Consider the following 12,056-nt stretch of genomic DNA (forward strand, 5'->3'; position numbering starts at 1 on the left):
GGTGCCTTCGTCGTAGACACCGGCCTCTGGCGGTCTCGCCGGGGAAGTGAATCCCCTATAGGTGATTCGACATTGCCGGGAACCATGGACCTAAACTCCGAAGTCAGAAAAGTCGCAGTTAGTCGAAGTAGCAGGTCACGCGGTATTTGCACACATAGATCGGAATTCGGCGGGTACGCGCGGATCCATGCGCTTCACCACCGTCGTGATCACCCGGGACCGCCGCCGGTCCCTGCGCGCCGTCCTCTCCCGCGCGCGGGAGATCGGGGAGCGTGCGCCGGTCGTCGTGGTGGACAACGCCTCGCGGGACGGGACCGCCGGGGCCGTCGCCGCGGAGTTCCCGGAGGCGACGCTGATCCGGTCGCCGCGCAACCTCGGCGCCGTCGCCCGCAACCTCGCCGCCGACCACGTCCGCACCCCGTACATGGCGTTCTGGGACGACGACACCTGGTGGGAACCGGAGGCGCCCTCCCGCGCCGCCCGCCTGCTGGACGCCCACCCGCGGCTCGCCGTGGTCACCGGGCGGATCCTGGTGGAGCCCGGCGGGCGCGAGGACCCGATCGTGCCCGAGCTGCGGCACTCGCCCGTCCCCGGGCCGCCGTGGCTGCCGGGCCCCGCGCTCGGGTCGTTCCTCGCCGGCGCGTCCATGGTCAGGACGGACGCGTTCCGCGCGGCCGGCGGGTTCTCCGCCCGGCTGTGGCTGGGCGGCGAGGAGGAACTGCTCAGCGCGGACCTGATGGCGCTCGGATGGCACCTGTGCTTCGCCGAGGACGTCGTCGTCCACCATGAGCCGTCCCGGCTCCGCGAACCCCATCTCCGGCGCCGCCACGGCATCCGCAACACGCTCTGGTTCACCTGGCTGCGCCGCCCGCTGCCCACCGCCGCGCGCCGCACGGCCGGCCTGCTGCGCACCCTGCCGCGCGACCGCGTCACGGCCGCGGCCCTCGCCGAGGCCGCCGCCGGGTTCGCCTGGGTGGCCCGCGAGCGCAGGACGCTGCCGCGCGACGTCGAGGCCCGGCTCCGCAGCCTGGAGACGTCCCAGCGAGAATCCACCGCCCGCCGCTACGTCAGCTAGGAGACCGGCCGTGCCCGACGCGAATGACGCCGATGTGACCGTCGTGGTCGCGACCCGCGACCGCGCCGGGGAGCTGCGCCGCAGCCTCCGCCGCCACACGGCCCCGGTGATCGTGGCCGACAACGCCTCCCGCGACGGCACCCCGGCCGTGGCCGAGGCCGCCGGGGCCACCGTGCTCCGGCTGCCGCGCAACCGGGGTGCCGCCGCCCGCAACGCGGGGGCCCAGCGCGCCTCCACCCGCTACGTCGCGTTCGCCGACGACGACTCATGGTGGGCGCCCGGCGCACTGAAGCGGGCCGTGGAGATCCTCGACGCCCATCCCCGGACGGCGCTGCTCGCCGCGCGGGTGCTCGTCGGCGAGGAGGAGCGGCCGGAGCCGGTGTCCGAGGAGATGGCCCGCGCGCCCCTCGGCCGCCCGGACGGGCTCCCCGGACCGGCCGTCCTCGGCTTCCTCGCCTGCTCCGTCGTCGTCCGCCGGGACGCCTTCCTCGACGCCGGCGGCTTCTCCGACGTCCTGCACTTCGGCGGCGAGGAGGAGCTGCTCGCGCTCGACCTGGCCGCCGCCGGGTGGGGGCTCGCCTACGTCCCGGAACTGCTCGTCCACCACCATCCGTCCGCGCTGGGCCGCGACCCGGCCGCCCGCCGGCGCCGGCAGGCCCGCAACCGGCTGCTGACCGCGTGGCTGCGGCGCCCGCTCCCGGTGGTCGCGCGGACCGCCGCGTCCGCCCTCGGCAGCCGGGACGGCCGCGCCGCCCTGGCCGGCGCGGCGCGGGCGCTGCCCGCCCTCGCCCGCGCCCGCCGCCCCGTCCCGCCGGCGGTGGAGGCCGCCCGCGCCCGGCTGAGCGGGTACTGACGTTCGCCGCGGCCGCCCGGGGGTATCCGCCGCGGACAGGCTCGCCGGAACCGGAGGGAGGCGCCGATGCGCGCCGTAGTGATCAACTGCACCCTGAAACGCTCGCCCGAGACGTCCAACACCGAGGCCCTCGCCGCGGTGGTGGAGCAGGCGCTGCGGGACCGGGGCGTCGAGGTGGAGGGCATCCGGGCCGTGGACCTCGACATCCCGCCGGGCGTGGAGACCGACCTCGGCGACGGCGATCCCTGGCCCGCCGTGCACCGGTCGCTGCTGGAGTCGCAGATCCTCATTCTCGCGTCGCCGACGTGGGCGGGCCAGCCCTCCTCGATCGCCCAGCGCGTCATCGAGCGCATGGACGCGATGCTGTCGGAGACCGACGACGCCGGCCGCCCCGTCACCTTCGACCGGGTCGCGGGCGTGATCGTCACGGGCAACGAGGACGGCGCGCACCACGTGATCAACAACCTGAGCGGCGCGCTGAACGAGTTCGGCTACACGATCCCGGGCCAGGCGTGGACGTACTGGAACCGCGGCCCGGGCCCCGGCCCGAGCTACCTGGAGAGCGAGGAGGGCAGGGATTGGTCGCAGAGCACCGGGCGGGCGATGGCCTCCAACCTGGTGGCGGTCGCCAGGGCGCTGGCCGAGAACCCGATCCCCGCCCCGCCCTCCTGACGGTCACGCGCCCTCCTGACGGTCACGCCGCCGCCCGTCCGCGGGCCAGGGGCAGGGCGCACACCGCGCCCACCAGCGTCGCGCCCGCGAGCGCCCAGCCGGTGCCGTACTCGGCGTGCCCCGTCGAGCCGCCCGACTCCGCCAGGCCGAGGAACAGCGTCCCGGCGGTGGCGATGCCGATCACCTGGGCCAGCTGTATCAGCGTGAGCAGCAGGCCGCTGGCGTCCGCGGCGTCCTCGGGGGCGACGTGCCGCAGGGCCGTCGTCATGATGACGGGCATCACGCCGAGCCCGGCACCGATGACCACGGTGAGCGCCTCGTAGGGCACGCCGCCGCCGGAGAGGGGGCCGATCCACACGTAGCCCGCCGCCGCTACGGCGAAGCCGGCCGGGACGGCCCGGCCGTGCCAGCGCGCGGGCAGCCGCTGCCAGTTCAGCCCGACCAGCGCGAACGCCGTCACGCACGGGACGAACGCCAGCCCCGACTCCAGCGGCGACAGCGCCAGGTCGCCCTGCAGGTGCAGGGTCGTGGTGAACAGGAACGAACTCCAGCTGCCCGGTGCGAACACGACAGCGACGCAGGCCGGGACCAGCAGCGGGGCGCGCAGGACCCGCGGCGAGATCAGCGGCCGCCCGCCGGAGGCCGCGACGCGGCGCTCCACGACGGTGAAGGCGGCCAGGAACGCGGCGCTCCCGGCCAGCGAGGCCCAGCCCCACAGCGGCCACCCCAGCTCGTGACCCATGATCAGCGGGGTGACGAACAGCAGCACCGCCGGAGCGAGGGTGAGCAGGCCCGGGACGTCCGGCCTGGTGCGCGGCGCCCCGGCGGGGGGCGCGGTCTCGTCGCGGGGCAGGACGCGCGGCCCCGCGAGCAGCAGCGCGACGCCGATCGGGACGTTGACGAGGAAGACCGTCCGCCAGCCGGTGCCGAAGAGGTCCGCGCTGACCAGCAGCCCCCCGGCGACCTGCCCGACGACGGAGCCGCAGGCGATCACCGCCGAGTAGAGGCCGAGCGCCCGCGCCCGGGCGGCCCCGGTGAAACCCCGCTGGATCATCGACATCACCTGCGGCGTCAGCAGCGCGGCGCCGGCGCCCTGCAGGAACCGGAACACCACCAGCGCACCGGTGGACGGCGCCAGCCCGCACGCCAGCGACGCCGCCGCGAACACCGCGAGGCCGAGATGGAACATCCGGCGGTGGCCGGCGATGTCGCCGAGCCGCGCCCCCGTGATCAGCAGCACGGCGTAGGAGATGATGTAGCCGGCCACGACGAGCTGCAGCCCCGAGCCGGAGGCGTGCAGGTCCGCGCGCATCGTCGGGAGCGCGACGTTGACGATGTTCACGTCGAGGATGGCCATGAACTGGCCGAGCAGGATCACGGCGAGCGCGAGCCGGCCGGACCCGTCCCGCGGCCTCCGGCCGGGAACAACTCCCCGCAGGTCGGTTGTCTGTGTCATGTGTACGAGCGTGCGGGCGGACCGGTACCGGTAACGAGAGCCTGCCGATACTGGTACTGACAGCACCTGGATGACAGGGCCGTCCAAAGGGAGGCTGGGGGAGTGAACACGACGACCCTCGACGGCACGACCACCGCACGGCGCCCCCGCGGCGGGGCCGGACCGCGCCGCCGCACCGAGCTCGCCGCGTTCCTGCGCAGCAGGCGCGAGCGGATCACCCCCGAGGACGTGGGGATGCCGCCGGGCCCGCGGCGCCGCACGCCCGGCCTGCGCCGCGAGGAGGTGGCGCAGCTCGCCGGGGTCGGCGTCACCTGGTACACGTGGCTGGAGCAGGGCCGTCCGATCAACGCCAGCACGCAGGTGCTCGACGCGGTGGCCCGCACCCTGCGGCTGGACGGCGCCGAGCGCGAGCACCTGTACCGGCTGGCCGACGTCCCCGACGCCGCGGTCGACGAGGGCGCGCCGACCCTGCCCATGGACATGCAGGCGATCCTGGACGGGCTCCTGCCGATGCCCGCGACGGTGTCCAACGGCCGCTGCGACGTTCTCGCCTGGAACTCCGCTTACGCGGCGATGGTCCCGCACGTGGCGACGGCCGGGCCGTGCGAGCGCAACTCGATGTGGATGGCGTTCACGCTCCCGCCGTGCTGCAACCCCGTCGTGAACCTCGAGGAGACGGCGCCCGGCCTCGTCGCGGTCTTCCGGCACCGCTACAGCAGGCATCTGGACGAGCCGGGCTGGAAGGAGCTGGTCCGCCGGCTGCAGGCGGTGAGCCCCGAGTTCGCGCGGCTGTGGGCGTCCCAGGACGTCGCGCTGCCCGGCGGGGCCGTCAAGGTCTTCCGGCACCGGGCGGTGGGGGAGATCCGCACGCGCACCACGAGCATGGACATCACCGCGTCCCCGGGGGCGCGGCTCGTCGTCTACACCCCGACCGACGACGAGAGCCGCGACCGGATCGGCTGGCTGCTCGCCAACCCCGAGGCCGCCGCACCTGAGCACCGCCACTGAGCAGCGACATTGAGCAGCGACACTGAGCCCCGCCGCCGGCGGCGGGGCGGGTCAGTGCCGGGCGCGCCGGGCGATCACGACGAGGTCGATCGCGGCGATCACGGCGACCGCGGCGCAGATGCCCGCCGCCGCCCACGTGCCGTCGTCCTGCGCGCCGACGGCGAACACCATCGCGGCGGCGACCGCGGCCACCAGCGCCACCGCGGACAGGACCGCCCGCAGCCGCAGCGGGCTGCGGGCGTGCAGCGGCTCGTCGCCCCGCGGCCCGCCGTCGCGCGGTCCGTCGTCGCGGTGCTCCATGTGCTGGTCGTGCCCCGTCACGCCGGGTCGATGCACGCCGGAGCGGTCATCCGGCGCTGGAGGCCGCCCAGATGTTGATGCCCGCCTCGACCGCGTCCCGGTCGATCGCGGCGAGCTCGTCCGCGGTGAAGTCGAGCCGGTCGAGGGCCGCGAGGTTCTCCTCCAGCTGCGCGACGCTGCTCGCGCCGATCAGCGCGGAGGTGACCCGCCCGTCCCGCAGCGACCAGGACAGCGCCATCTGGGCGAGCGACTGCCCGCGCCCCTTGGCGATCTCGTTCAGCGTCCGGACGTGCCGCAGGTTCTCCTCGGTGAGCAGGCTGGACGAGAACGAGGTGCCCTTGCTGGCCCGGGACCCCTCCGGGATGCCGTCGAGATACCTGTCGGACAGCATCCCCTGCGCCAGCGGCGAGAACGCGATGCAGCCGACGCCCTCCCGCTCGAGCGTGTCGAGCAGCCCGCCCTCGATCCAGCGGTTGAGCATCGAGTAGGACGGCTGGTGGATCAGCAGCGGCGTGCCCATGTCGCGCAGGATCGCGGCGGCCTCCGCGGTGCGCTCGGGCGAATAGGACGAGATGCCCGCGTACAGCGCCTTCCCGGACCGGACGGCCCGGTCCAGCGCGCCCATCGTCTCCTCCAGGGGCGTCTCCGGGTCGAACCGGTGGCTGTAGAAGATGTCGACGTAGTCGACGCCCATCCGGCTCAGCGACTGGTCGAGGCTGGAGAGCAGGTACTTGCGCGACCCCCACTCGCCGTACGGGCCGGGCCACATGTCGTACCCGGCCTTCGTCGAGATGATGATCTCGTCCCGGTACGGGGCGAGATCCTCCCGCAGGATCCGGCCGAAGTTGATCTCCGCGGATCCGTACGGCGGGCCGTAGTTGTTGGCCAGGTCGAAGTGCGTGACGCCGAGGTCGAACGCGCGGCGCAGGATGGCCCGCTGGACGTCCAAGGGCCGGTCGTCGCCGAAGTTGTGCCACAGGCCGAGCGAGATGGCCGGCAGCAGCAGCCCGCTGCGCCCGCACCGCCGGTAGGGAGTCCGCTCGTATCTGTCCGTGTTCGCCACATAGGTCATGGTCACGAGTATTTCAGCAACGGGCGCTTGCCGGACGCGGCCCGCGTCCGTCATGATCGACCCCATGATCTCCAGGAAGGGCGGTCTCCGCCCGGGCCGTTGAGCCCCGCCGAGCCGGTCCTGGAACCGGCCCTCGAATCCCTGCCCTGCCCGCTTCGCACGCGGGAGCTGGCCCTTCGCGCCCGGCGCCTCGCCGGGACGCCCGAACTCCGCGACCTCCTCGCCGCCCTGTCCGCGGGCGGCCGCCACGAGCGCCGCACGGCCCTGCACATGGCCATGGCGGCGCGCGATCTCCCGTACGTCGAGGGCGTTCTCGCCGGGCCCGACATGGCGCTGAGGCGCGCGGCGCTGCGGGCCGTCCGCACGCTGCCCGTCTCCGACGGCGCCGCCGCGGCGGTGCTGGACGACGCGCCGGCCGACCTGCGCCGCGCGTTCTACCGGACGCTCCGCCACTCCCGCCGCGCGGCGCTCGCCGACCGGCTCCTACCGGGCGTCCGCGCCCGCTGGGGCGACCGGGAGGCCGCGGCGCTGCTGCCCGCGTGCACCGGCGGGACGGTCGCGCGGCTCCTCCCCGAGCTGGAGCACGCGGTCACCGCCTGGCGGGCCCTCGCCGACCGCCACCCCGGCCCGTTCCTGGCCCGTGCCCGCGACCGGGTCCCGGAGTGGTCGTTCTGGCGCCGGTGCAAGTCGGGACTCCAGGCGCTGGGCCGCCAAGACCCGGCCGGACTGCTGGAGCTGCTGGAAAGCAACCCGTCCCCGTGGGCCGTGCGGCAGCTCCCGCAGGCGCTCGTCACGTCCCTGTTCCGGGTGGACGTGGTCCGGACCGCCCGGGTGGTGCGCCGCACCGGGCGCCGGGGCCGCCTTCCGCGCGCGTACTTCGAGAACGTCGGCGGCCTCCCGCCGGAGGATCTCGGCGAGTTCCTCCTGGGCGACCCGCACCGGTTGCGGGATCTGCTCCAGCACGTACCGCCGCGCCGCAGGGCCGAGGTGTACGACGCCGCGAAGGAACGCCACGCCGATCAGTACAGAGGGCTGAGAGCCCTCCCTCTGCTGGCCCTGCTGCCGCCGGAGCGGGCGGCCGGTGAGGCGCTCCGGATGCTCGAATGGCACGGCTCGGTGTGGCACTCCGCGCGGTCGAGGCTGGACGATCCGGAGATCCCGCTGAAGCTCACGGCCCACCTCCCCTACGCGGAGGCGGTGGGACCCGTCCGGGAGGCGGCGTTCGAGGGAGACCCGAGGCGGCGCGGTCTCGCGCGCGGCCTGCTCGTCGATCTGACCGTCCGCACCGGTGACCCCGCCCTCCTGCACGACCTCGTCGCCGAGCTGGTGCGGCGGACGCGGAACGAGCGCGACCCGAACCGCGAGCACCTGCTCGCGGCCCTGGCCTCCGTGCCGGCCGGGCTCCTTGACGACCCGCTCGCCGGGCCCTTCGCCGACCTCGCCGCCGCCGTCGTCGACGCGCGCGACTCCTCGCCGTCGGCCCGGCGGGAGCTGCGCGGCCTCGCGGACCGGGTCCTGGCTCACGCCGGGTCGCCCGCGCTCACCCGCTGGGCGCTCGACGTCTACGCGCGGCTCGTCGCCAGGTACGGGGCGGAGGCGCTCGACGGCCACCGCCTCGACCGCGTGCTGCCGCGCGGGCGGGAGCGTGACCTGGTCGACGTGCTGCGTCCCCACCTGCGGGGCCATGCGGCGGCGGTGGCGCTGGCGGGAGCGCTCGGCCGGCGGGCGTTCGCGCTGCCGGACGTCCAGGACGGCCTGCGCGCCGCGGTCCTGGACGCGCCCGGAGACGTCGCCCGCCGGGCCGCCGCCCTGTGGCTGGCCGATCCCGCCCGCCGCGAGCGACGGGCCGTCGAGCTGCTCGCGGCCGACGCGTCCGCCGTCGTCCTCCCCGCCGTCTGGCGAGCCGTCGCCCGCCACCGCACCGACCTGCTCATGCCCGTCCTCGACGGCGACCGCACGGGACGGTTCGAGACGGCGGAATGGGCGCCGCGGGTCGAAAGGCAGGACGCGGGCCGCTGGACACCGGCCCAGGTCGAGCGGGTGCGCGCGGCGCTCGCCTCGGCCGTGGGGGACGAGCGGCTCCCGGCCGGCGTCAGGACCGAGGCGGTGGCGTCCCTCGGCCTGCTGCCGGGCGGCCTCCCGGATCTCGTCGCCCTGGCCGACCGGAGGGACGACACCGTCCTCGCCGAGGCCGCCCTGGCGGCGATGGCGGCCGCCGACCGGCCCGCCGACGCCCTGCCGGTGCTCGTGCGGCACGCCAGGGGAGACCGCTCGCCGGTGGCGACCGCCGCCCTGGGACAGTGCTGCGCCTCGGTCCGGCCCTCGCTCCTCGGGCCGGTCGTCGCCGAGGCGCTGACCGGCCCGGTCGGCAAGGTGACCGCGCGCAAGCAGGCCGCCCGGCTCCTGGAGAGGCTGCGGCCGCCGGGCGCCGCGGACGCCCTGCTCCAGGCCTGGAACGACCCCGGCCTGCACCGGGACGTGCGGATCGCCGTCGCGACCGCCCTGCGCCACATGCCCGAGGATCCGCGTGCGCTGGCCGCGCTCGGCGACGCCGCAGGCCCGTACGCGTCGGAGCCGATGCTGCGCGCGCTCTTCCAGGCCGCGCCCTCGGAGTACGCGCCCGCGCATCGGCCCGCCTTCGCCGCCCTGGTCCGGCGCCTCGGCACGGCGGCGGACGGCCCCGGCGTGCGGTTCCGGGCGTCGAAGGCGTTCGCCGTGTGGGCCCAGTGGTACGCCGGCGGCTTCGACACGGTCTTCACCGCCGTCGCCGATCCCGCCGACCCGGCCGGAGACGCGGAGCTCTCCGTCCTGAACGCCCTGGTGAGAGCGGGTTCGGTGGGCGAGGAGGCCCTGGACGTGCTCGGCTCCCTCCTCGCCGCCGGGACGGACGGCCGGGCACGGTCGCGGGCGGAGTCCATCGCGCAGACGATCAGCAATCTGCCGGCCGGGCACCGGCACGCGCCGCTGGCCCGGCGCCTGGTGCGGATGCTCGCGGAGCATCCGCTGTACATCGCCCAGGCCGTCGACGCCGCGCTGGATTCCGCCCGGCTCGCGGGGGACGGGGCCGGCGCCGAGCGGATCGCGGACGTGCTCGTCGCCGTGGCGGACCTCCTCCGCGACCGTCCGGCCCTGACCGCGAGGATCGCCGACCGGCGCCTGTTCTACGCGCTCGGCGGCCACGGCGTCCGCAGGGAGGGCGGGACCGCGCGGCTGCTGCCCGCGGCCCGGCTCCTCGCCGGACGCGACGATGTCGCGTCGCACCTGCTCGCCGTCGCCCTCGTCCGGCAGGCGGGCCCGGCCGCCGAGTGGCCGGACGGATGGCGGGACCTCCTGGACGGCCTGCGCCGCTCCGCCCACGTGGAGGTCCGCCAGGACGCCTGGGACGTCGCGCCGCCCCCGGCGGCGCGCGGCTGAGGGCAACGAGTACACAAAGCGCCCCCGGCCCGGCTGTCATCTCTGCGATGCGTGAACGAGGCCGGGAGGTGGCAAGAATGGTCTGGAGATATGGACGAGGAGGTCCCAGTGGTCGTGCTGCGCAGTTATGTGTCGGGTTCATGGCGTGCACCGGAGGACGAGGGGGCGCCGCTGCATGACGCCGTCACCGGGGAGGAGGTCGCCCGCGTCTCCTCGGCGGGGATCGACATGGGCGCCGCCCTGGAGTACGGGCGGTCGGCCGGCGGCCCGGTGCTGAGAGAGCTGACGTTCCACCAGCGCGCGGCCCTGCTGAAGGCCCTCGCCTCCCACCTGAGAGAGCACCGCGAGGAGCTGTACGCCCTGTCGGCCAGGACGGGCGCCACGCTGAACGATTCGAAGTTCGACGTGGACGGCGGCATCGGCGTCCTGTTCGCCTACGCGAGCAAGGGCAAGCGCGAGCTGCCGAACGACAGGGTTCTGGTCGAGGGGGACGTCGAGCCGCTCGGCAAGGGCGGCACGTTCGTGGCGCAGCACCTGTGCACGCCGTCCCACGGCGTCGCGGTGCAGATCAACGCCTTCAACTTCCCGGTGTGGGGGCCGCTGGAGAAGCTCGCCCCCGCCTTCCTCGCCGGGGTGCCGAGCCTGATCAAGCCGGCGAGCCAGACCGCCTACCTGACGGCCCGGTTGGTCGAGCTGATCGTCGAGTCCGGGATCCTGCCCGAGGGCTCGGTGCAGATGGTGTGCGGCGACCCGCGGGACCTGCTCGACCACCTCACCGAGCAGGACATCGTCGGGTTCACCGGGTCGGCGTCCACGGCGCGGCTGCTGCGCACCCACCCGGTGATCGTGGCGAACGCGGTCCGGTTCAACGCCGAGGCCGACTCGCTCAACTGCTCCGTCCTCGGGCCGGACGCCGCGCCCGGCACGAAGGAGTTCGACCTGTACGTCCGGCAGCTCGTCACGGAGATGACCGTGAAGGCGGGCCAGAAGTGCACGGCGATCCGGCGCGCGCTCGTCCCGTCCGAGCTGATCGGCGACGTCACCGAGGCGGTCCGCGAGCGGCTGGGGAAGGTCACGGTCGGGAACCCGGCCGACCCGGACGTGCGGATGGGCGCCCTCGCCACCCTCGACCAGCGCGACGAGGTGCGGCGCTCCCTCAAGTCCCTCATGGACGCCGGGCGCGTCGTGTACGGCGACCCCGAGCGCGTCGAGGTCGTGGGCGCGGACGCCGAGCGCGGCGCCTTCATGTCCCCGATCCTGCTGCGCGCCGACGGTCCCGGCCGCGCCGAGCCGCACGAGGTCGAGGCGTTCGGGCCGGTCAGCACGCTGCTGCCGTACGACGGCGCCGAGCAGGCGGTCGAGCTGGCGGTGCGGGGCCGCGGCAGCCTCGCCGGGTCGATCGTGACCGGCGACGCCGAGTTCGCCCGCCGGGTCGTCCTCGGCACCGCGCCCTGGCACGGCCGGCTGCTGGTGCTGAACACCGAGGACGCCAAGGAGTCGACCGGGCACGGGTCGCCGCTGCCCCCGCTCGTGCACGGCGGCCCCGGCCGCGCCGGCGGCGGCGAGGAGATGGGCGGGATCCGCGGGGTCGTGCACCACATGCGGCGCACCGCCGTCCAGGCGGGCCCGGCGATGCTCACCTCGATCACCGGGCGCTGGGTCCCCGGCACCGACCGGACCGTCACCGACGAGCACCCTTTCCGCAAGCACCTGGAGGACCTGCGCGTCGGCGACACCGCCGTCGGCGGGCCCCGCACGGTCACGCTCGGCGACGTGGAGCACTTCGCCGAGTTCACCGGCGACACCTTCTACGCCCACATGGACGAGGAGGCCGCGAAGGCCAACCCGTTCTTCGGCGGGCGCGTCGCGCACGGCTACCTCGTCGTGTCGTTCGCGGCCGGGCTGTTCGTGGAGCCCGCCCCCGGGCCCGTCCTCGCCAACTACGGGCTGGAGAACCTGCGGTTCCTCACGCCGGTCAAGCCGGGCGACGAGCTGACCGTCACGCTGACCGCCAAGCAGATCTCGCCGCGCGAGGGCGCCGACTACGGCGAGGTCCGCTGGGACACCGACGTCACGAACCAGGAAGGGGCGTCCGTCGCCAAGTACGACGTACTGACGCTGGTGGCGAAACGGCCGCGGCACGGGTGAGTATTGAGCGAGAGGGAGGACGTCCGCGGGGGAGACGGTCACGTTCAGAGATGAACGG

9 protein-coding genes are annotated in these 12,056 nt (G+C 75.1%); 6 read left to right on the forward strand and 3 right to left on the reverse strand.

All coding sequences use genetic code 11. From position 1 onward, the window contains the following. The first annotated feature begins 187 nt into the window (after nt 1-187). From K8Z49_RS04420 to K8Z49_RS04430, 3 genes are all read left to right on the forward strand, one after another. Nucleotides 188-1,075 carry a glycosyltransferase family 2 protein gene (locus tag K8Z49_RS04420; RefSeq protein WP_024936631.1) on the forward strand — a complete coding sequence of 296 codons (888 nt, stop codon included), beginning with the start codon at nt 188-190 and terminating at the stop codon, nt 1,073-1,075. A 10-nt stretch (nt 1,076-1,085) separates the two neighbouring features. Beyond that, nucleotides 1,086-1,928 carry a glycosyltransferase gene (locus K8Z49_RS04425; RefSeq protein WP_412517650.1) on the forward strand — a complete coding sequence of 281 codons (843 nt, stop codon included), beginning with the start codon at nt 1,086-1,088 and terminating at the stop codon, nt 1,926-1,928. A gap of 66 nt (nt 1,929-1,994) precedes the next feature. Further along, nucleotides 1,995-2,600: a flavodoxin family protein gene (locus tag K8Z49_RS04430; protein WP_412517651.1), complete on the forward strand. Its 606-nt coding sequence runs from the start codon at nt 1,995-1,997 to the stop codon at nt 2,598-2,600. Between the two features lie 22 nt (nt 2,601-2,622). Here the strand turns inward: K8Z49_RS04430 and K8Z49_RS04435 are convergent, their stop codons facing one another. Continuing rightward, nucleotides 2,623-4,056 carry an MFS transporter gene (locus tag K8Z49_RS04435; protein WP_024936634.1) on the reverse strand — a complete coding sequence of 478 codons (1,434 nt, stop codon included), beginning with the start codon at nt 4,054-4,056 and terminating at the stop codon, nt 2,623-2,625. A 102-nt stretch (nt 4,057-4,158) separates the two neighbouring features. Between K8Z49_RS04435 and K8Z49_RS04440 the strand changes: the two genes are divergently transcribed. Continuing rightward, a complete protein-coding gene (locus tag K8Z49_RS04440) occupies nt 4,159-5,064 on the forward strand; it encodes a helix-turn-helix transcriptional regulator (protein ID WP_111831567.1) in 906 nt (301 codons plus the stop codon). Between the two features lie 51 nt (nt 5,065-5,115). Here K8Z49_RS04440 and K8Z49_RS04445 read toward each other — a convergent pair whose 3' ends face one another. Both K8Z49_RS04445 and mgrA read right to left on the reverse strand, forming a co-directional pair. Then, nucleotides 5,116-5,385, reverse strand: coding sequence for a DUF6343 family protein (locus K8Z49_RS04445; RefSeq protein WP_218163697.1), 270 nt, complete (start codon nt 5,383-5,385; stop codon nt 5,116-5,118). A gap of 25 nt (nt 5,386-5,410) precedes the next feature. Further along, complete coding sequence (gene mgrA / locus K8Z49_RS04450; RefSeq protein ID WP_024936635.1) at nt 5,411-6,436, reverse strand: L-glyceraldehyde 3-phosphate reductase; 1,026 nt, start codon at nt 6,434-6,436, stop codon at nt 5,411-5,413. Between the two features lie 99 nt (nt 6,437-6,535). Here mgrA and K8Z49_RS04455 point away from each other — a divergent pair, with 99 nt between their 5' ends. Beyond that, the gene (locus K8Z49_RS04455; protein WP_412517652.1) at nt 6,536-9,850 is read left to right on the forward strand and encodes a hypothetical protein; all 3,315 of its coding nucleotides are present in this window, start codon (nt 6,536-6,538) and stop codon (nt 9,848-9,850) included. Nucleotides 9,851-9,940: 90 nt separating this feature from the next. Beyond that, the gene (paaZ, locus tag K8Z49_RS04460; RefSeq protein WP_412517653.1) at nt 9,941-11,998 is read left to right on the forward strand and encodes a phenylacetic acid degradation bifunctional protein PaaZ; all 2,058 of its coding nucleotides are present in this window, start codon (nt 9,941-9,943) and stop codon (nt 11,996-11,998) included. Nucleotides 11,999-12,056 lie beyond the last annotated feature (58 nt).

The organism is Actinomadura madurae (assembly GCF_047130825.1).
Taxonomy (GTDB): Bacteria; Actinomycetota; Actinomycetes; order Streptosporangiales; family Streptosporangiaceae; genus Spirillospora; species Spirillospora madurae.